Origin of the sequence: Streptomyces phyllanthi (assembly GCF_009377205.1) — a bacterium.
In the GTDB taxonomy this organism is placed as follows: Bacteria; Actinomycetota; Actinomycetes; order Streptomycetales; family Streptomycetaceae; genus Streptomyces; species Streptomyces phyllanthi.
In genome coordinates this window covers 19,633-40,246 of the sequence record NZ_VJZE01000028.1, presented here as the reverse complement: position 1 = coordinate 40,246, position 20,614 = coordinate 19,633, and the positions used below count along the sequence as shown (strand labels likewise).

General features: G+C 69.9%; 14 protein-coding genes and 4 pseudogenes. 10 read left to right on the top strand and 8 right to left on the bottom strand.

All coding sequences use genetic code 11. The annotated features are described in order from the left end of the window. Positions 1-374, top strand: a pseudogene (locus tag FNH04_RS47420) (amidohydrolase family protein); the annotation flags it as partial. Positions 375-848: 474 nt separating this feature from the next. Further along, positions 849-1,613, top strand: a pseudogene (locus FNH04_RS07105) (amidohydrolase family protein); the annotation flags it as partial. A 72-nt stretch (positions 1,614-1,685) separates the two neighbouring features. Here FNH04_RS07105 and FNH04_RS07100 read toward each other — a convergent pair. The 4 genes from FNH04_RS07100 to FNH04_RS07085 form a co-directional block, all read right to left on the bottom strand. After that, positions 1,686-2,897: an ABC transporter ATP-binding protein gene (locus tag FNH04_RS07100; RefSeq protein WP_152781449.1), complete on the bottom strand. Its 1,212-nt coding sequence runs from the start codon at positions 2,895-2,897 to the stop codon at positions 1,686-1,688. A gap of 93 nt (positions 2,898-2,990) precedes the next feature. Continuing rightward, entirely contained in the window at positions 2,991-3,824 is an 834-nt protein-coding gene (locus tag FNH04_RS07095) for a carbohydrate ABC transporter permease (RefSeq protein ID WP_152781447.1), read from the bottom strand. Beyond that, entirely contained in the window at positions 3,824-4,777 is a 954-nt protein-coding gene (locus FNH04_RS07090; protein ID WP_152781445.1) for a carbohydrate ABC transporter permease, read from the bottom strand. Before FNH04_RS07090 ends, FNH04_RS07095 begins: the two co-directional genes overlap by 1 nt. Before the next feature lie 70 nt (positions 4,778-4,847). Continuing rightward, entirely contained in the window at positions 4,848-6,086 is a 1,239-nt protein-coding gene (locus tag FNH04_RS07085; RefSeq protein ID WP_194236586.1) for an ABC transporter substrate-binding protein, read from the bottom strand. A gap of 318 nt (positions 6,087-6,404) precedes the next feature. On the opposite strand from FNH04_RS07085, the gene FNH04_RS07080 reads away from it, so the two are divergent. From FNH04_RS07080 to FNH04_RS07060, 5 genes are all read left to right on the top strand, one after another. Beyond that, positions 6,405-7,211 (top strand): sensor histidine kinase, encoded by an 807-nt coding sequence (locus FNH04_RS07080; RefSeq protein WP_194236585.1) that lies wholly within the window; start codon positions 6,405-6,407, stop codon positions 7,209-7,211. Beyond that, positions 7,208-7,972: a response regulator transcription factor gene (locus FNH04_RS07075; protein ID WP_152781441.1), complete on the top strand. Its 765-nt coding sequence runs from the start codon at positions 7,208-7,210 to the stop codon at positions 7,970-7,972. The genes FNH04_RS07080 and FNH04_RS07075 overlap by 4 nt, the downstream gene beginning before the upstream one ends. A 127-nt stretch (positions 7,973-8,099) precedes the next feature. Next, positions 8,100-9,170, top strand: coding sequence for an ABC transporter substrate-binding protein (locus FNH04_RS07070; protein ID WP_322722691.1), 1,071 nt, complete (start codon positions 8,100-8,102; stop codon positions 9,168-9,170). Further along, positions 9,167-10,915: an ABC transporter permease gene (locus tag FNH04_RS07065; protein WP_152781439.1), complete on the top strand. Its 1,749-nt coding sequence runs from the start codon at positions 9,167-9,169 to the stop codon at positions 10,913-10,915. The genes FNH04_RS07070 and FNH04_RS07065 overlap by 4 nt, the downstream gene beginning before the upstream one ends. Beyond that, a complete protein-coding gene (locus tag FNH04_RS07060) occupies positions 10,912-12,042 on the top strand; it encodes an ABC transporter ATP-binding protein (RefSeq protein ID WP_152781437.1) in 1,131 nt (376 codons plus the stop codon). Before FNH04_RS07065 ends, FNH04_RS07060 begins: the two co-directional genes overlap by 4 nt. Positions 12,043-12,133: 91 nt before the next feature. Here FNH04_RS07060 and FNH04_RS07055 read toward each other — a convergent pair whose 3' ends face one another. Further along, complete coding sequence (locus FNH04_RS07055; protein WP_322722690.1) at positions 12,134-12,931, bottom strand: VOC family protein; 798 nt, start codon at positions 12,929-12,931, stop codon at positions 12,134-12,136. 310 nt (positions 12,932-13,241) lie between these two features. Here FNH04_RS07055 and FNH04_RS07050 point away from each other — a divergent pair, with 310 nt between their 5' ends. Continuing rightward, complete coding sequence (locus FNH04_RS07050; protein ID WP_152781433.1) at positions 13,242-14,507, top strand: alginate lyase family protein; 1,266 nt, start codon at positions 13,242-13,244, stop codon at positions 14,505-14,507. A 501-nt stretch (positions 14,508-15,008) separates the two neighbouring features. Here FNH04_RS07050 and FNH04_RS07045 read toward each other — a convergent pair. Then, complete coding sequence (locus tag FNH04_RS07045) at positions 15,009-16,097, bottom strand: LacI family DNA-binding transcriptional regulator (protein WP_152781431.1); 1,089 nt, start codon at positions 16,095-16,097, stop codon at positions 15,009-15,011. An 800-nt stretch (positions 16,098-16,897) separates the two neighbouring features. On the opposite strand from FNH04_RS07045, the gene FNH04_RS07040 reads away from it, so the two are divergent. Continuing rightward, positions 16,898-18,901: a lectin gene (locus tag FNH04_RS07040; protein WP_228031200.1), complete on the top strand. Its 2,004-nt coding sequence runs from the start codon at positions 16,898-16,900 to the stop codon at positions 18,899-18,901. Positions 18,902-19,002: 101 nt separating this feature from the next. On the opposite strand, the pseudogene FNH04_RS07035 reads toward FNH04_RS07040, so the two are convergent. Next, positions 19,003-19,152: pseudogene (locus FNH04_RS07035) on the bottom strand (phosphotyrosine protein phosphatase); the annotation flags it as partial. Between FNH04_RS07035 and FNH04_RS07030 the strand changes: the two are divergent. Next, positions 19,153-19,541: pseudogene (locus FNH04_RS07030) on the top strand (arsenite S-adenosylmethyltransferase); the annotation flags it as partial. Positions 19,542-19,640: 99 nt separating this feature from the next. Here the strand turns inward: FNH04_RS07030 and FNH04_RS07025 are convergent. Then, positions 19,641-20,492, bottom strand: a complete 852-nt coding sequence (locus FNH04_RS07025; RefSeq protein ID WP_152781429.1) for a poly-gamma-glutamate hydrolase family protein — start codon at positions 20,490-20,492, stop codon at positions 19,641-19,643. Between the last annotated feature and the right edge of the window lie 122 nt (positions 20,493-20,614).

Below are 20,614 nucleotides of genomic sequence, written 5' to 3'. Positions count from 1 at the left end.
CCCCCAGCCCCGGCCCCGTCCACGAGGCCCTCGCCCGGCTCGCGCTCGTGGACCACCACTGCCACGGCGTGGCCGTGACCGACCTGGCCCCGGACGTCTTCGAGGCGCTCATCACCGAGGGCGCCGCATGGCCGGGCAGCGGCGTCTCCGCCTTCGACAGCCCCGTCGGCGTGGCGATCCGCCGCCACTGCGCTCCGCTGCTGGACCTGCCTCGGCACGCTCCGGCCGCCGAGTACCTGGCGCGGCGGGCCGAGCTGGGCTGGCGCGAGGTGAACCGACGCTTCGTCACGGCCGCGGGCACGGACGTGTTCTGCGTCGACACCGGATACGCCCCGGACCGCGTCACGACACCTGCGGAACTTGCCGCTGCGGCGAGCCCGCCAACCACCGGCCGACCGCCCGTGCCCGGAGCACCGCCCGCCGCCGGCGCACCGCCCGTCCCTGGAGGACCGCGGGTCCCCGGAACACCGGCCTCCCCCGGAGAACCGCCCACTCCTGAAGGCTCGCCGACAGCCGGAGAACCAGCCGCCCCCGACGCACCGCCAGCCCCTGGAGCACCGCCCACCCCTGAGGCACCGCCGACCCGCGGAGGGCCACAAGTCCCCAGAACACCGGCGTCTGCCGGACAACCCGCCGCCCCCGACGCTTCGTCGGCCCCTGGGGCACCGGCCGCACAGGGACAGCCGCCTGCCCCCGGCGCAGCAGCGGCCCGCGCAGGATCACCGGTCCCCGGAACGCCGGCCTTCGCCGGACGACCCGCCGCCCCCGGGGCGCCGCCTGCTCCTGGAGGGCCGCCCGTCCCGGGGGCACCGCCCGCCCGCGGGCAATCGGCAGCCCCCGGCTCCCCGGCCGTCGCATACGAAGTCGTACGACTGGAGAGTGTCGCCGAGGCCGTCGTGGCCCGGGGTGTCGAGCCGGGTGAGTACGCCGCCGCGTTCCTCGCGGCCGCGCGGGAAGCCGTGGAGCGGCCCGGCGTGGTGGCGGCGAAGTCCGTGGCCGCCTACCGCACGGGGTTCGATCTGGACCCGAGCCGCCCGTCGGACGCGGACGTCACCGAGGCGGCCGCCCGCTGGCAGGCCGGGACCCGCCTGGACGACCCGGTCCTGGTACGCCATCTCCTGTGGACCGCCGTGGATCTCGGGCTCCCGCTCCAGCTGCACGTCGGCTTCGGGGACAGCGACATCCGGATGCACCGCTCGGATCCCACCCACCTCACCGACTGGCTGCACCTGGTCTCCGGCACCGTCCCGGTCCTGCTGCTGCACTGCTGGCCCTACCAGCGGCAGGCCGCCTATCTGGCGGCGGTGTTCGAGCAGGTGTACCTCGACGTCGGGCTGACCCTGCACCACGTCGGCCCCGCCCGGGCGCGGGCGGTCCTGGAGGAGGCGCTGGAGATCACCCCGTTCCGCAAACTGCTGCACAGCTCCGACGCCTACGGAGTGGCGGAGTTCTACCAGCTCGGCGCGCTGTCCTTCCGGCAGGGCCTCGCGGACCTGCTCCAGTCCCGGGTGGACGCCGACGAGCTGAGCCTGCCCGACGCGCTCCGGATCGCCCGATGGACGGGGCGTGAGAACGCCTGCCGCGTGTACGGGCTCTCCCCGTACACGCGCTGAGCCGGCGGACGGACCGGACCGGACCGAACGGGACCGGATCGGACCGGAGTACGCCGGCTCAGTGGCGCGTCGTCACCCGGTGCTGTCCGGGTGCGTGAGGTTCTCCCCGGTGGCCGGGTCGAACACATGGGCCTTGCTCATGTCGATCTGCAACTCCACGGGGTGGCCCTCACGGGCGCGTGTGGCGGCGTCCAGGCGGGCCACGATCTGCCCGGCCTCGGCACCGGTGTCCCGCAGACCCGAGTCCGTGGCGAGTTCCTCCAGTTCGGCGGTCTTCGCGGGCCCGCCCTCCGCCGTGAAGTAGATGTACACATCGGAGCCGAGGGACTCCAGTACGTCCACGGTGGCGGTGAAGACGGGCCGCTCGGGGCCACCCCGGAACATCCCGCCCCGATCCCGGTCGCGGGACAGGGACGCGTCCTCGAACGCCTCGGGCCGCAGTCCGACGATGACCTCGCGGGGAGCGTTCCGCCGTTCCAGCACCTGCCGCATACGGTCGTCGAGAGACAGGTCGCCCAGGGGCGAGCGCAGGGCCCCGTCTTCCAGCGTGGCGTTCAGGAAGTTCATCGCCGGGGAGCCGATGAAACCCGCGACGAAGAGATTGCGCGGGTGGTCGTAGAGCTCCGCGGGCGTGCCGACCTGCTGCACCAGTCCCTGCCTCATGACCACGACCCGGTCGCCGAGGGTCATGGCCTCGGTCTGGTCGTGGGTGACGTACACGGTGGTCGTGCCCAGGCGCCGCTGCAGCCGGGAGATCTGCGTGCGCATCTGCACCCGGAGTTTGGCGTCCAGATTGGACAGCGGCTCGTCCATCAGGAACGCCTTGGGATCGCGGACGATCGCCCGCCCCATGGCGACCCGCTGGCGCTGCCCGCCCGAGAGGTTGGCGGGCTTGCGGTCCAGGTGGTCGGTGAGGTCGAGAATGCGGGCGGCCTCCTCGACCTTGGCGTTGATGGTGCCCTTGTCCACCTTGGCCAGCCGCAGCGGGAAGCCCATGTTCTCCCGGACGCTCATGTGCGGGTACAGGGCGTAGCTCTGGAACACCATGGCGACGTCGCGTTCCTTGGGCGCGAGGTCGTTGACGACCCGGTCACCGATACGCAGGCTGCCGTGGGTGATGTCCTCGAGCCCGGCGATCATGTTCAGGGTGGTGGACTTGCCGCATCCCGACGGGCCGACCAGGATCACGAACTCGCCGTCGGCGATGGCGAGGTCCACGTCCTTCACGGCGAGGGCTCCGTCGGGAAAACGCTTGGTGACTTTCTCGAGGATGATCTCGGCCATGGTGGTGCCTCCTTGCCTTCTTGCCTTCCGGGTCCGGGTCCGGGTGTCGCGGTCGGTGCCGGGGGCCGGCGGCCGTCTGTCACGGCCGCCCGGTCACCCCTTGACCGCTCCGGAGGTCAGACCGGCGACGATCCGCCGCTGGAAGAACAGGACGAAAATGATGATCGGGATGGTGATCACCGCGGCGGCGGCGGCGATCGACCCGGTGGGCTGCTGGAACTGCGAACTCCCGGTGAAGAACGCGATCGCCGCGGGCACCGTGCGCGCGGACTCGGTGGAGGTCAGCGAGATCGCGAACAGGAAGTCGTTCCAGCAGAAGATGAACACGAGGATGGCCGTGGTGAACACGCCGGGCGCGGCCAGCGGCACGATGACCATGCGGAACGCCTGGGCGGGCGTGGCCCCGTCGACCTTGGCGGCCTTCTCCAGGTCCCAGGGGATCTCCCGGAAGAACGCCGACAGGGTGTAGATCGCCAGCGGCAGCGAGAAGGTCATGTACGGGATGATCAGCCCGATCCAGGTGTCGAAGATCCCGATGATCCGCTCGATGTTGAACAGGGGTGACACCAGCGAGATCGGGGGGAACATCGCGATCAGCAGGGACATGCCGATGAGGACCCGCTTGCCGGGGAAGCGCAGTCTGGCCACCGCGTAGGCGGCCATGGTGCCCAGCGCGACCGCGATCACGGTGGCGATCAGGGCGATGCCGATCGAGTTGACCAGTGCGCGGGTGAACTCGGAGGTGTCGAAGATGCCGCTGTAGTTCTCCCAGGTCCAGTCCCTCGGGATGTAGTCGCCGTCGGTGAGGGTGGCGGGGTCCTTGAACGACAGCGCGGCGATCCACCACACCGGGAACAGGGCGTAGAGCACCACCACGACGTTGACGACACCCCAGCGGACGCGGTGCGTCCTTCCCACGGCGGCCATCAGCGCTTCACCTCCGCTCCGGGTGCGGCCGCGCCGAACAGTTTGATGAACGTGAAGGCGATGATCGCGACACAGATGAAGATCAGGACCGAGATCGCCGACCCGATGCCCAGGTTCAGCGCGGTGAACAGGTTGTCGTACCCGAGGATCGACAGGGAGCCGGTGTCCTGGGCCCCCTGGGTCAGGACGTAGATGTTGTCGAAGATCCGGAACGCGTCCAGCGTGCGGAAGAGCAGTGCCACCAGGATGGCCGGTTTCATCAGCGGCACCATGATCCTGGTGAACCGCTGCCAGGCGGTCGCACCGTCCACCATGGCCGCTTTCAGGGTCTCCTCGGGAACCAGGGCGAGTCCCGCGAGCAGCAGCAGGGCCATGAACGGCGTCGTCTTCCACACCTCGGCGAGGATGATGATCCACAGCGCGGACCACCGCTCGGTCAGCGGGGCCTCGCCCTCGGGCAGCAGCTCGGCGAGGTAGCCGAGATCCGGGGTCCAGGCGTACTGCCAGGAGAAGGCGGCGACGACGGTGACGATCCCGTACGGGACGAGGACCGACGTACGGACGACGCCGCGCGTGAAGATCGTGCGATGCATCACCAGGGCGAGCCCCATGCCGAGGACCAGTTCGATGGCCACGGAAACGGCGGTGATGAACAGCGTGACCCAGAAGGCGTCCCACCAGAACGAGGAGGACAGGACCGCCCCGTAGTTGCTCAGGCCCACGAAGTCCGCCTGTCCCGGGAAGCGCAGGTCGTAGCGCTGGAGGGACAGATAGACGGCGTACCCGATGGGGTAGGCGGTCACGGCGAGCATGACCAGGACGGCCGGTGCGCAGAGCAGCCAGCCGAGCCGCCGCTCCTGCCGGGCGCCCGCCGAGATCGCCGCCTTGCCCTGCCGGACCTGCTCCGCCTCGGGGGGCGGCGGGGCCCCGGCCGGTTCCGCCTGCATGCTCATCGTCGGCCGCCCGGGGACAGGGCCCGAGCACCGGGGCGCGGGCCGGTGAAGTGGTGCGGGACGTGGTGGTTCACGGGATCACACCCTCGGATCGCAGGGCCTCGTCGATCTGTTCCCTGATGGTGTCGACCGAGCTCACCGGGTTGATCCCGGACGGCGGGGACAGCGTGTGGGAGATCGCGATCGAGATGTTCTGGTAGGCCGGAGTGAGCGGGCGCACGCTCGCCGACTCCAGGGCTGCCAGCACTTCCTTGGCGAAGGGGTACTCCTTGATGAACGCCGCGTCGTCGTAGAGCGCGCGCAGGGTGGGCGGCAGGCCGCCTTCGAGCGCGGCGGTGAGCTGGTTCTCCCGGTTGCGCAGGCACAGGGCCGCTTCGAAGGCCAGATCGGGGTGGCGCGAGTAGGCGCTCACGGCCAGGTCGATGCCGCCGATGGTGGGCCGTGCGGGGCGGTCGGCGTCGACCCGGGGGTACGGCGCCCAGCGGAAGTTCCTGAACAGCTCCGGGTTGTTCGTCCTCATCGAGGGATAGACGAACGGGTAGTTGAGCTCGAACGCCGCGACCCCCGACTCCATGGCGAGGCGGTTCTGGTCCTCCATCTGGTTGGACAGGGAGGGGTCCGCGGCCACGGAGGTGGCCACGTCGCGCATCAGGGTGGCGGCCTGCACGGCCGGGGGCCCGAGGGAGGGCTCGGTGGCGCTCGGATTGAGGATGGAGCCGCCCGCGCTGTTGATCAGTGTGTTGAACCAGACGGTCAGGCCCTCGTACTGGGCGCCCTGGATCTCCACGTAGTGCGGTTTGCCCTGCCGGTCGAGGTCGCGGGCCATGTCCAGCATCTGGGCCCAGGTCGTGGGCGGGGTGGGCACCAGGTCCGAGCGGTACCAGAGGAGCTGTGTGTTGGTGTTGTACGGGACCGCGTAGAGCTTTCCCTTCCAGGTCGAGGTCTGCAGCGGTACGGCCAGGGTGCCCTCGATCGCCTGCTGCTTCGCCGTCCCCGTCCATTCGCGGATCCAGCGCGCCTCGGCGAACTCCGCGGCCCAGGTGACGTCCAGGCCCAGGATGTCGAGCGAGCTGTCCTCGGCGGCGAGCCGGCGGACCATCTGCTGGCGCTGGCCGTCGGCGGCGCGCGGGAGCTTGTTGTAGCTGATCCTGTAGCGGCCGCCCGAGGCCTGGCTGCACCGGTCGGCCGCCTTCTGGAGCGCACCGGAGTCGTCGGGGAAGTTGTACCAGTTCAGGGTGGGCGGGCCGGAGTCCTCGTCACCGCCGCAGGCGGCGAGCAGCGACGCCAGCAACGGCAGGACGGCGAACATCCGCAGCCGTCGTGTCCCCCTCTGACGCCCGGGACGTCCCTTCTTCCCCGAAATCGGCCGGCAGCCGCACCTCACGTGCACGCGCTCCACACCTCGTTTCCGGGACGGTGGCACGGGACTCGCGCCTCGTAACACCTCTCTCCCGGCGAACGCTAAATACCACATGGAGCAACATCAAGTACATATCGCATAAAAACACCCGTAAGATCCCCTGCGGAGCCGGGTGGCGAACTGTTTGTCGTGGCGATTGCGGCCATGCACAATGCACGGGACCGTCTCGCCCCGCGTGCGCCGGCGGTCCCTGAGGAGGATCGGGCCATGGTCACCGTCTGGTGGTTGACGGTGGCAGCACTCGGTGGTGCGGGTGCCGCTGCCCTGCTGACGTTCCTGCGGATGCGCCGGACCGCCGCGGCCCGGGTGGCGGAGCTGGCTCAGCTGGAGCACCTGGTGGAACGCCGGGCGGAACAGGTGACCGCGCTCAGTCATGAGCTGCGTACACCGCTCAGCATGATCAAGGGCGCGGTGGATCTGCTGCGGGAAGGGACTCCGGGCCCGCTGACCTCGGCCCAGGAGCGGTTGCTTCAGGTCGCGGCCCATCAGTCCACCCAGGTCACCTCCCTGTGCGAGAGCCTGCTGATCCAGGCGAAGATCGAGGCGGGCCTGTTCACCCCGCGCATGGAGAAGGTGGACGTGTCGGTCGTGGCGCGGGACGTCGTCACCGCGATGCGGCCGTTGTGCGCTCAGCGCGAGCAGCGGATCAGCCTGGACGTGCCCCAGGTGATGCCGCGCATCCCGGCGGACCCGATGCTGCTGACGCAGGCGCTGACGAACCTGCTGTCCAACGCGAGCCGCTTCACCACCACGGGCGGCAGCATCGATGTCCGGGTGGCCCTCATAGACTCCGGTGTCGCGGTGTACGTCACCGACGACGGTGCCGGTATGACGCGGGCCGAGCGGCACCGGCTGTTCCACCGCTTCGCCACCGGCCGGCCACTGGCCGACGGAACGGGCCTCGGTCTCGTGATCACGAAGACCGTCGTGGAGCTGCACGGAGGCGAGATCATGGTGCACACCGCGTCCACGCGCGGGACGACGTTCCTGCTGACCCTGCCCGACGCGTCATGACGGGTCCGGCGGAGACGGCGGCGGCAGGGCCGACCGCGTTGGTGGTCGACGACGAGCCGCAGATGACGATCATCATCGAGTTCGCCTTGCAGACCCAGGGGTTCACGGTGCTCACCGCCCATGACGGCGCGACCGCGCTGAACCTGCTGCGCACCCGCGCCATCGACCTGGTCGTGCTGGACGTGATGATGCCGACGATGGACGGGCTCACGCTGTGCGGGCGGATCCGGGCCCGGTCGGAGGTTCCGGTCATGCTGCTCACCGCGCTGTCCCAGCACGACGATGTCATCGCCGGCCTGGAGCAGGGCGCCGACGACTATGTGACCAAGCCGTTCCACCCGCGCGAGGTGGCGCTCCGCGCCCAGGCGCTGGTGCGCCGCCACCGCAGGAGCGGCGGTGCGGTGATCCGCGTCGGCCATCTGGTGATCGACCCGGTGACGCAGTCGGCGACCCTGGCGCGCCACCGGCTGGACCTGCCGTTCACGGAGTTCAAACTGCTGACCCATCTGGCCACCCGGCGAGGGGTGCCACAGTCGTGGCAGGACCTGCTGCGGGAGGTCTGGGGCACCACCGACCTGCTGGGCGGACGGGACGTGGTGAAGTCCACGGTGTACCGGCTGCGGTCGCGGCTGGCGGCGGTGCCGGGCGGCTCGGCGTACATCCGCACGCTGCGCGGGGTCGGCTATCTGATGCCAGACCTGCCGGACGACACCCCGGAGAGCGGTCCGGCCGACGAGCCGGACGGGCCGCCCGCCGGGTGACAGCGCTGTTACCGGGGCTCACTGCGCCGTCACCGGCGCCCCGTTCACACGCTCCTAATGTTGCCGCAACATCGCTCGGCCGAGCCGGTTCAGGCTCGAATATGCGGAGGTCAACGTCGTGACAGTCGTGACAAAGAGAAGACGGGCGCGCCGTGGCGCAACACTGACGACGGCGCTGGCGGCCGTGGTCGTCGCGGCTGCGAGCGGCTGTGCGCGCGAGGCCGGTGACGTCTCCGCCGACAAGGACGGCGGGGTGGTGCACGTCGCCTGCGGGGCGACCGAGGAGTGGTGCGCCGCCACTACGGAGCAGTTCACGAAGACCACCGGGGTGAAGGCCGACTTCGTCCGTCTCTCCAGCGGCGAGGCGCTGGCCCGTATCCAGGCCGGAAAGGACAACGCCGAGTTCGACGTCTGGTACGGCGGGCCCGCCGACGGGTACGCCGCCGCGGGCGAGGAGAGCCTGCTGATGCCCTATCTGTCGGCGAACGCCAAAGCCATCCCCGACAAGTACAAGGACCCCTCAGGTCTGTGGACCGGTGTCTACGTCGGTGCGCTGGGCTTCTGCAGCAACAAGGAACTGCTGGAGGAGAAAGGGCTCAAGGCCCCGGAGTCCTGGGCCGACCTGCTCGACCCGAAGCTGAAGAAGGACATCGGCATCGCGCATCCGTCCACCTCGGGCACCGCGTACACGGCCCTGTGGACGCAGGTGCAGCTGGCCGACGGGGACAAGAGCCAGGCGCTGAGGTACATGCGCGAGCTCCACCCGAACGTGCTGCAGTACACCAAGTCCGGCTCGGCGCCGGCGCAGATGACGGCACGTGGCGAGGTCGCCGTCGGCGTCCTCTTCTCCCACGACTGCATAGCCACCCAGGAGGCCGGCTTCCCCGGCCTCGAGGTGACCTTCCCGTCCGAGGGCACGGGCTACGAGACCGGCGGCATCGCGGTGGTCAGGGGCGCGAAGAACCCCGGGAGCGCCAAGAAGTTCGTCGACTGGGCGCTCACCCCCGAGGCCCAGGAGATCGGCCCCGGTGTCAAGGCGTACCAGTTCCCGACCCACCCGGACGCCGAGGTGTCGGACAAGGTCGTTGACCTGGACGGCATCAAGGTCGTGGACTACGACGCGGTCGAGGCCGGAGAGGCCAAGCCGGCGCTGACCAAGCGGTTCGACGAAGAAGTCGCGCAGGCCCCGAAGTCATGACCACGACGCTCACCGACAGCGGGCCGTCCACCTCCCCCGAGGTGGCGGCTCCGCCGCGGCGCCGCCGGTCCGACCTGGGCGTCCGGGGCCTGATCGCCGCCGTCGCCGTACTCGTGGCGATCGGCGCGGTCGTACCGCTGGTCGCGGTGCTCGCCACCGCGTTCTCGCCCGACGCGCTGCCCCGCTACACGGAGTTCTTCACCTCGTGGGTCGACCTCGCCGTCCTGCGCAACACTCTGGTGCTCGGCACTCTCGTCGGCCTCTGCGGTACGGCGCTCGGCTTCCTGTTCGCGTTCGTCCAGGCCCGGCTCGATGTGCCGGGGAAGAAGATCCTGCACGTCATCGCGCTGATGCCGATCGTGAGCCCGCCCTTCGCGATCGCCACCGCCACGGTCGTGCTGTACGGCCGGCGCGGTGTCATCAGCAACGGCGTGTTCGGTGTGGAGTACGACATCTACGGCCTGGACGGGCTCGTGTTCGTGCTGTCGCTGTCGCTCTTCCCCGTGGCGTACCTGGGGCTGCTCGGCATGCTGCGCGCCCTGGACCCGGCGCTCGAGGAGGCCGCCATGAACATGGGCGCCTCCCGGTGGCAGGTCCTGCGCACGCTGATCCTGCCGCTGGTGGCGCCCGGTCTGGTCGCCCCGTTCCTGCTGCTGTTCGTCGAGGCGATCGCCGACCTGGCCAACCCGCTGGTGCTGGGCGGTGACTACACCGTCCTCGCCGGCCGCGCCTATCTGGCGGTCACCGGCGAGTACGACGTCACCGGCGCCGCGGTCTACTGCGTGATCCTGCTGGTGCCGTCGCTGGCGATGTACTTCGCGCAGCGCCGGTGGATGAACCGGAAGGTGCGGACGACCATTACCGGCCGTCCCTCCGGCAGCGTCCATCCGATCACCGGCTGGGCACGGTGGCCGGTCTACGCGCTGGCTCTGCTGGCCGCCGCGGTGATCCTCAGCCTCTACGGCACGGTGATCGTCGGCTCGATGACGCGGGTCTTCGGCATCGACAACACGTTCACACTCGACTACCTCGAAGAGGTCGTCGCCGGGGTGGGGGTCGAGGCGGTGCTGGACACGCTCATGTTCGCCGCCATCGCCACGCCCGTCGCCGGCCTCGTCGGACTGGTCATCGCCTGGCTGGTCGTACGGCACCTGGACCGCACGGCCTGGCTGCTCGACCTCGGCGGCACCCTGGGCGTCGCCGTCCCCGGCACCGTACTGGGCATCGGGTTCGTGCTGGCCTACCGGCCGGACCGGTGGATCGGCCCGGTCCACGCGATCCCCAGCCTGGTCGGAGGTAGCGCCATCGCCGGTGGCGCGGTCGCCATCGTCCTGGCGTACGTCGTCCGCAGCATCCCGGCGGGCCAGCGCACCGCGGTGGCCTCGCTCACCCAGCTGCACCCGTATATCGAGCAGGCGTCGACGGACCTGGGGGCCAGTCCGCTGCAGACCTTCCGACGGGTGACCCTGCCGCTCATCCGTCCCGCGCTGCTCACCGGACTGAGCTACAGCTTCGCCCGCAGCATGACCTCCGTCTCGACGATCGTCCTGCTGGTCACACCCCAGACGAAGATCATCACGTCTCAGGTCCTCAGCGCCGCCAGCACGGGCCGGTACGGCGTCGCCTTCGCCTACTGCACCGTGCTGACCGCACTGGTGCTGGCGGGCTTCGCGCTCATCCGCGTCCTCGTCGGCACCGGCGCCGCCCTGCAGCGCACCGCCACCTCCGAAAGGCAGAAGTCATGACCGCCGCCGCGCCCGAACTCACCACCGCGCCACCGCGCGAGGCCGACAGCGGACATCTGCGGCTCGACGCCCTGACCAAGCGGTTCACCGGCCGCTCCGGCACGGTGACCGCCGTCGACAGGGTCTCGCTCGATGTCGAGCCCGGGGAGTTCATCACCCTGCTCGGCCCGTCTGGCTGCGGCAAGACGACCACCCTGCGGATGGTGGCGGGTTTCGAGGACTCCTCCAGCGGCAGCATCCTGCTCGACGGCAGGGCCATCGACGGCATACCGCCGCAGCGCAGGCCCATGGCGATGGTGTTCCAGAGTTACGCGCTGTTCCCGCACATGACCGTGGCGGAGAACATCGCCTACGGGATGCGGCTGCAGCGGCGTACTCGCGACGACATCGCCACCAGCATGAGGATGGCCGTCACCAGCATGAACCTGGTCGGTCTCGAGGACCGCAGCCCGCACGAGCTGTCCGGCGGCCAGCAGCAGCGGGTGGCGCTGGCCCGCGCCCTGGTGGTGCAGCCGAAGGTCCTGCTGTTCGACGAGCCGCTGTCCAATCTGGACGCGAAGCTGCGGGACGCGATGCGGGCGGAGATCCGGCGCATCCAGAAGATGTTCGGCATCACCAGCATCTATGTCACCCACGACCAGGACGAGGCGATGAGCATGTCCGACCGGATCGTGGTGATGAACAAGGGCAGGGTGGAGCAGGCCGCCGCACCGGGCGAGATCTACGCCCGGCCGGCCAGCGTGTTCGTCGCCGACTTCATCGGCCGGGCGAACTTCCTGGAGGCGGTGCCCGAGCGGGTCGGCGGCAGCGGGGTCACCGTCACCGTGCTCGGGCGGCAGCTCACCGTCGCCGCGCATCCCAAGGTGACGGCCGGGGCCACCGGCGCGTACCTGATGGTGCGCCCGGAAACGGTCCGGCTGTCCGCGGTCACCGACGCCGGCACCGGCATGGGTGTGGTGCTCCGCTCCACCTTCCACGGACCGACGATCGACTACGAGGTGGAGACGACCGGCGGCACCATCACGGTCACCGAGCCGGGCGTCGACCCGCGGGAGGCGCTGGCGGAAGGCACGAATGTCGACGTCAGCCTCGACCCGGAGCGGGCGTATCTGCTCACGCAGGACTAGACGGTCCTGTCGGGGTACCAGGAATGGTCAAGAGGCCGTGTCGGACCATGCCGACACGGCCTCTGACCTTGGCGGACGCGTGGGAAGGGGCTCAGCTCCGCGACGGGGTGAGCACCACGAAGTCCGCGTCCGACGGGTCGAGGCAGACGGCCAGCCGACCGACGCCCTCCGCGTCCTCCGGTCCCATCTGCACGCTGCCGCCGTTCTCGGTGACCCTGGTGACGGCGGTGTCGCAGTCGGCGACGGCGAAGACCGGGTGCCAGTACGGCCGCCCGTGCGTCAGGGCGAGGTCGTCCTTGCTGACCTCCATGAGGCCGCCCTGCATGCGCTCCTCGGGAAGCCCGGCGGGGGTGATGAGGGTGTACGTGCCTCCGCCGCCCGGCAGCTCCATGTCGCCGTACTGCCAGCCGAAGACATCGCCGTAGAACTCCTTGGAGGCCGCGGCGTCGCTCGTGTACAGCTCGGTCCAGGACAGCGAGCCCGTCTCGTCCGCCAGCTCGAAGCCCGTGTTCCTCCCCGCCTGCCAGACGGCGAACTGGCCTCCCGCCGGGTCGCTGTACTGCGCCATCCGGCCCCAGTCGTCGAGGTCCCTCGGCGCCACCCGCACCGTGCCGCCCGCGCGCTGCACGGCCTGGGTCGTGGCGTCGGCGTCGGTGACGCTGTAGTAGATCATCCAGGCCGAGCGCGCACCCTCCTCGGTGAGTCTGCCGAGCCCGGCGACGGTCTTGCCGTCCTTCTGGAACATCCCGCCTTCCATGTCCTCCCCCTCGCCCATGGGCTGGTACTCCCAGCCGAGCACCGCGCTGTAGAAGGCCGCGGCGGCCCGGACGTCGGGGGCACCGAGGTCGAGCCAGCAGGGGGAGCCGGGAGTGAGGTCAGTGGTGATCACGGCAGTTCCCTTTCGCAGGTCCTTGTCACATCAGCGTGACACCCGCCACTGACAACCGCGCGTCGGCGGCGTACGCGGTTCGGACCGGGCGTCCTGCCCGCCCGGCCGGCCCCAGGCGCGGCCCCACTGTCGCTTGCTGTCCGCTCGCTCCTATGTGCACCCGTGCGCCGGTTGAACACCTGTGTGGCCAAGCGACGCATCCATGAACCACTACGTGTTGCATGTGATGCATTGCACCGTCGACCAGCTGCCCCTACGCTCACGCGGTCTTTCTCATGAACTCCGTTCACATGGATGATTGGAGAGCTCGATGAGTGCAAGACCTCGCTTCGCCGCCCTGCTGGTGGCGGTCGCCACCTTCACGGCGGTCGTCCTCCCCACCGCCTCGGCCCACCAGGCGCCGGGGATCCCGAGGACCACGGTCCTCGACGGCGTGCGGCTGCAGCAGACGAAGCTCCGGCTCGACCGCGGCGATCAGCGACTGCGACGTACCCTCGGGCAGTTGACGACACGCGCCGACACCTGGCTCGACAAGGGGCCCTGGACCGTCGTCGACAAGCCGCGGCCCGCGCCCGGCGGTGACGTCCACGACTACCTCAGCCAGGCCCCGTACTGGTGGCCCTCGCAGCCCGGGACCACCGACAACCCCTGGGGCTGCCCGTACGTCCAGCGCGACGGCGAGCGCAATCCGGAGGTCGACACCGGAACCGACCGCCAGGACGTGGAGAAGGTCTTCGACTCCACGTACGACCTCTCCCTCGCCTGGTACTACACCGGCGAGCGGAAGTACGCGGAGAAGGCCGCATCGGTGCTGCGCACCTGGTTCCTCGACCCGGCCACCCGGATGAACCCCCACCTGAACCACGCCCAGTTCATCCCCTGCAAGTACGACGGCCGGGCGATCGGCATCATCGACTTCTCGCAGTCCTTCACCAGCGTCCTCGACGCGATCGCGATCCTCGACACGGGGGCCCCGGGCTGGACCCGTCAGGACCGCTCCGCGATGCGCGCGTGGAACGTCGACTTCCGCGACTGGCTGATGAACAGCGCCTTCGGCAAGGAGGAAGGCGCCGCGAAGAACAACCACGGCACCTTCTACGACATGCAACTCGCCGCTCTCGCCCACGCGACCGGCGACCGGGCGCTGACGCGCCGGATCGTCCTCGACGCCCGCGCCAGGCGCATCGACCCGCAGATCGCCGCGGATGGCAGCCAGCCGCAGGAGCTCACCCGGACGCGGAGCTGGCACTACTCGACGTTCGCCCTGGTCGCGCACACACGCCTGGCCGCCGTCGGACGGCATGTGGGAGTGAACCTGTGGTCGTACGAGGGGCCAGACGGGCAAAGCCTGTTCAAGGCAGTCGACTACCTGCTGCCCGCCGCCTCCGGAGCCGCGCCGTGGCCGCATCCGGACCTGGAGTTCCGCCGGTACGCGGCCACCGACGTGGTGCACGCGGCGGCGGACGCCGGGGATCCCGAGGCGCGGGCGGCGGTGGCCCGACTGGAGCCGCCGCCCGGCGGTGACCTCTGGGAGCTGAGGCCCGCGGCGGAGCAGTTGGACTCGATCGCGGGGTGAGCGACCGCGTCGGTGGCGGGTCAATGGGTACGCCGGCCGCGCGGCGAAGCCTTCGGGGCGTCACCGGGAGAGCCGGCGTACCGGCACACCGGCCGTCATTGGCGTCATGAACGCGTGAGCTCCGAACCGGGGTGGCCGGGCCGGGTCCACGACGAGGCGTCGTCGTTGCCGCCTCCTGCCGGCGATCGCACCCGTCGGCAAACCGGCTCCCCGTCCTCACCGACCAGCCGCAACGACATCGGGAGGGCGCGTCCAGACATCGATGCACCCCGTCCGGAACTGGGGCAGTGGCCGGCCCAGAGGACTTCCGTCTCATCCACGGCGACGCCGTACCCGGTTACGTCACTCCGGCGGGCGGCGCAGCCCCCGAGGCCCCACTGCGGTTCCGCCCGGCGGAGATCAGCGGACATCCGCACGCCCCGGCCCTGGCGGTCAACGATCCCGGGCCGGAGCGCCCCTGCGGGTACGGCACCAAGGGCGTCACCGATGGCGCCGAGGAGTTCAGTCCTTGGGCCGGTCCCGCCGGTCCCGCCGTATCGGAGCCGGGCCGCTGCTCTCCCGCACGATCAGCTCCGGCTCGGCCCACAGCGGCAGGGCCGGGGCGGTATCGGGCTCGAGGAGCCGGTGAAGCAGGCCGAAGCAGCCCCGGCCGAGGCCCTCGAAGTCGAGGCGGACGGTGGTCAGGGCGGGGTGTGCGTAGGCGGCATGGGGGGCGTCGTCGAAGCCCACCACGCTCAGGTCGTCCGGCACGTCACGGCCCGCCTCCCTGGCCGCGCGGAGCACGCCGAGTGCCAGGTCGTCGTTGCCACAGAGCACGGCCGTGACCGAGGGGTCGACCAGCAGCGAGCGGGCGGCGAGGTAGCCGGAGCGGGGGCTCCAGCCTGCGTCGAGCGGTTCCGGGAGGGGCTTGCCGGCCACCCGCAGGGCGTCGCGCCAGCCCTCGGTGCGCTGGCCGCTGCGGGAGGTGGAAGACGGGATCGCCAGGTAGTGCACGGTCTCGTGGCCGAGGTTCAGGAGATGACGGGTGGCCTGAGCGGCGGCGGCCCGGTCGTCCAGCCAGAGCTGGGGCCGGTCACCGGGGCGGCCGTCCTCGGGCCTTTCCACCGCCGCCGCTGCCGGGAACCCGGCGGGCAGTGCCTGCCATGCCCGTACACCCGGTGCGTCGAAGGCGATCACCAGCACCGCCTCCCCCGGCCGGCTGACCCGGGACGCGACATCCGCGGGCTGGTGGGGCGAGCCGGTGTCGAGCACGCTGATCCCGACCGCGAAGTCAGCCGCCCTCGCCGCCTCCTCGATGCCCTTCAGGGTCGCCGAGGCGCCGTACAAGGAGGTGTCGGAGGTCAGCACGGTCACCGAGCGCACCGCACCGCCGGCCAGTGCCCGGGCCATCCGGTTGGGCGTATAGCCCGTCTCGGCGATGACGTCCAGGACCCGAGCCCGGGTCGACTCCTTGACCCGGGGGTGGCCGTTGACGACCCGGGAGACGGTCTGGTGGGACACGCCCGCCTTCTCGGCGACGTCCCGGATACTGACGGTCCTCGGAGCCTGCGGTCCTCCGCCGGAGCGGGGGGCAGGGGTCGCTTCCTGCATGGTGGGACGGTTCCTCGTCGGTATTGGCTGGGCAGTCACGGCGGCGTTGGACCGGGAACTCCCCTTCTCCGCGGCTTCCTTCAGGGTCTGCCGGCCGATCCAGAGCTGGTTGAGGGGGTCGAGGACCTTTCCTGTTTCTCCCAGTAGGCCATGACGGCACCATTCGGAGTCGGGATCGACGGCCATACCGTACCCGCAGTCGGCGATGATCTTCTTCGCCTGACGGGACGCCAGGAGAAAGTTCCCCGCGGAGTATTGCGGGGCCGAATGTTACCGTTCACACTACTCCTGCCTCACCGGCGTGTTAACACCTGACTCGGGGGCACACAGGAGTCCGCAGCCGCAGGCATCCACCTCGGAACACGCCTGGTACGCGTCCTGCGCGCCTTCGACTGCCATACCGCCTGCCGCCGAGTTCCACGGAGCAAGAATGTGAACGGTAACATTAGCCCGCACGGAGAGCGTCCCGGGCTCACTGACCGGTACCCCCCGTTCCACCCGGCCTGAGCGCGGGGAGCCGATTCCATGCGGGCGCGGACGGCGTGCGCCGCGGCCGGACAGGGCAGCGACACCCACCGCCGTACGGCTGCCGGATGCCCGCCGACCCGGCTCGACGAATTCCGCGTTCTTTGCCCACGCCTGCAACAGGTTCCTCACCCATGTCCGCTTTTGATGTCGTTGACTCTCATGAAGGAAGGGTTGATTCCGTGTCATCAGGAAGAACCGCCTTGACCCACTGGACAAGACCTGTCGCCGTCCAGGCGCTGGTCCTCGGCCTGGCTCTCGCCGCGCTGCTGGCCATGGGCGGTGGCCGGACACCGTCGGCGGACCTCGGCCGGACCGAGCCGGTCGCGGTGACCACCAACCAGGTCGCGGTTCCGCCGGCACCGATGGGCTGGGCCTCCTGGAACAGCTTCGCCAGCAGCATCGACTACAACACCATCAAGGCCCAGGCCGACGCACTCGTCTCGTCCGGAATGGCCGCAGCCGGCTACAAGTACGTCAACATCGACGACGGCTGGTGGCAGGGGGCCCGTGACAGCAACGGCAAGATCGTCACCGACGAGAGCCTGTTCCCCGGCGGCATGAAGGCCATGGCCGACTACATCCACAGCAAGGGCCTGAAGGCGGGCATCTACACCGACGCGGGCAAGCAGGGTTGCGGCTACTACTTCCCCACCACCAGGCCCGCGGCGCCCAACACGGGCAGTGAGGGCCACTACCAGCAGGACATGCAGACCTTCCAGGAGTGGGGCTTCGACTTCGTCAAGATCGACTGGTGCGGCGGCAACGCCGAGGGCCTTGACCAGGAGACCACGTACAAGGCGATCAGCGCCGCCAACGACGCCGCGGCCGCGATCACCGGCCGCAAGCTGGTCCTGTCGTTCTGCGAGTGGGGCACCGGCAACCCCTGGAACTGGGCCCCGGGAACGGCGCCGATGTGGCGTACAAGCACCGACATCATCTTCTGGGGCAACAGCCCGTCCACGGCCAACATGCTGGCCAACTTCGACAAGGCGCTGCACCCGTCGTCCCAGCACACCGGCTACTACAACGACCCCGACATGCTGATGGTCGGCATGAACGGCTTCACCGCCGCCCAGAACCGCACGCACATGAGCCTGTGGGCGATCTCCGGTGCCCCGCTGCTGGCCGGCAACAACCTCACCACCATGAGCTCCACCACCGCGTCGATCCTCAAGAACTCCGAGGTCATCGCCATCGACCAGGACCCCCGCGGCCTCCAGGGCGTCAAGGTCGCCGAGGACACCAAGGGCCTGCAGGTCTACAGCAAGGTCCTGTCGGGCACCGGCAAGCGTGCCGTGCTGCTGCTCAACCGCACCTCCTCCGCCGCGTCCATCACCGCACGCTGGGCAGACCTGGGCCTGACCACGGCCTCCGCCTCCGTACGCAACGTATGGACGGCGACCGACGCGGGCAGCTCCGCCACGAGCTACACCGCCTCCGTCCCGGCCGGCGAAGCGGTACTGCTCACCGTCTCCGGCACCGAGGTCTCCGGCACCACCTACGAGGCGGAGTCCTCGTCCAGCACTCTTGCCGGTACCGCCGCCACCGGCACCTGTGCCAACTGCTCGGGCGGCTCGCTGGTCGGCTGGATCGGCAACGGCTCCGCCAACACGCTGACGTTGAACAACATCAACGCCCCAACCTCCGGCGTGAAGCTCGCCACCATCGCCTACGTCAACGGCGACAACACCGCCCGTACGGCGACGCTCCAGGTCAACGGCCAGCAGCCGACGGTGGTCTCGTTCCCGCCGACCGGCTCCTGGACCACTCCCGGCACCGTCTCCGTGCTGGTCGGCATGGCCAAGGGCGCCAACACCATGAAGTTCTCCAACAGCGGCGGCTGGTCGCCCAACCTCGACGCCGTACTCGTTCAGAACCTCGCGGGCACCAACGGCAACGAGATCATCGGGGCCGGCTCCAACCGCTGCCTCGACATCGCCAGGAATTCGATCACCAACGGCACCCAGCTCGCCCTCTGGGACTGCAACGGCGGACACAACCAGACCTTCACCGCCACGTCACGCGGCGAACTCGTGGTCTACGGCAACAAGTGCCTCGACGCCGACAACAACGGCACGGCCAACGGGACGAAGGTCATCATCTGGGACTGCAACGGCGGCACCAACCAGAAGTGGACCGTCAACTCGGGCGGCACCATCACCAACAACCTGTCCGGCCTCTGCCTCGACGCCGTCGGCAACGGCACCGCCAACGGGACCAGGATCGACCTGTGGACGTGCAACGGCGGGAGCAACCAGAAGTGGACGCTCAACTGACGGATTGACGCCGCTGTTCGTTTCCCGACCGGCGGACGGACTGGATTCTCCGGTCCGTCCGCCGATTCAGGCTCCATCCCGGCACTCGGGGCGGAACGCGATCACGCCGTGGCCGGGACACCCGGATCTGCGAGCAGACCGCGTACCCGCTGCTCGATCCGGTCCCGGATCGGCCGGACGGCGTCCACGCCCTGACCGGCGGGGTCGTCGAGCTGCCAGTCCAGGTACCGCTTGCCGGGGAAGACCGGGCACACTGCGTGATCAACCTGTCCGTCGACAAGCCCGCTGTCTTCGCCGAGACCTTCCGTGTGCTGAAGCCCGGCGGCCGCATCGGCGTCTCCGACGTCGTCGCCGACGACACCCTCACCCCCGAGCAGCGGGCCGGGCGCGGCGACCACGTCGGCTGCATCGCCGGCGCGCTGTCCTTCGCCGAATACCGTGCGGGCCTGGAGACCGCCGGCTTCACCGACGTCGAGATCACCCCGGCCCTCCCCCGAGCTCTCGGCTCCGCTCGACAGCGGAGTCGACCGACGCCTGCTGTGGCGTCAACGCCTGCTGCGCTCCGGCCGAGACCGCGGTCGACCCCGCTCTGACCGTCACCGAGGCCAAGAGGGCATCGGGGTGCGGTTGCCAGAACTGACATCCGTATCGCCGGGGCCCCTCAGTGACCGACCGTCGGCGCAGTGGAACACCGCGCCGCCAGGCCCAGAGCCGCAGGTCAGGACGTTGAACGGCAAGCTCAGAGGATCTGCTGGTCGGCGCGTGCCTCGAGGAGGGCTATCGCTCTGCGGCAGGCGCCGGTGAAGCGGACGAAGTCGGCGTCGGAGGTCGCGGTCCCGGCGCGCGCGGTACGGCTGCTGTAGTCGCCGAACAGGCTCTGGCGCAGGTCGGTGGTGATCTCCAGCTGCCCGCCCTTGCCCAGCATGGTCAGGTTGCAGGGGTTGGTCGTGTTGACGCCCGCGAGGTCCGGCTTGGTGGATCCGTCGATGGTGTTGAAACCGGCAGCCCGCAGTTCGTCGTGCAGGTACGTCTTGAAGTCGGCGTTGAGTCCGCCGACCACCACGGACATGGGGGCGCCCGCCTGCTCTTCCTTGCAGCCGTGCAGGCTCAGGACGTTGAGGCTGCTCGCGGCCATGGAGCGGGCGACATGGTCGTCGCAGTTCTTCGAGGTGACGTGCAGTTTGCTGTTGCCCGTGGAAAGGAGGCCCTCGAACATCCAGTAGTCGTGGACAGGTCCGCCGTCCGGGGTCCAGACCGACAGGTCCTTCGGGTCGTACCCGGCTATGCCCAGGCAGAGTTCGGAGGTGCCGATCTCGATACCGCCGCCGTGCAGGGCCATGACGGTCGTGCGATGGAACGGTGATCTCCCGGAGAAATCGCTGTCCAGCATCTGGTGCCGCTTGTAGCGACGGCCGAAGTCCGTACCCTCCCGCCCGGCCAGTTGGGTGTAGAGGTCGGTGTTCGAGATGTAGAGGTCGTCCTCGCCGGCGGCATGCGCCGCGGTCGCCCCGACTCCGGTGACGATTGGCGTTCCCGCGGCGGCGGTCGCGAGGGCGGAGGCCAGCACTGTGCGGCGGCTCATATGGGTCATGCTGCCATGATCACGCCAACCCGCTCGAGGGAGCCCGCGACATGCCGTTGTTGCACACGTCACATGCCATCGAGGGAAAACTTGCGGCGAGCCGTTGCCGGACACGACATCCGTCGCACCAT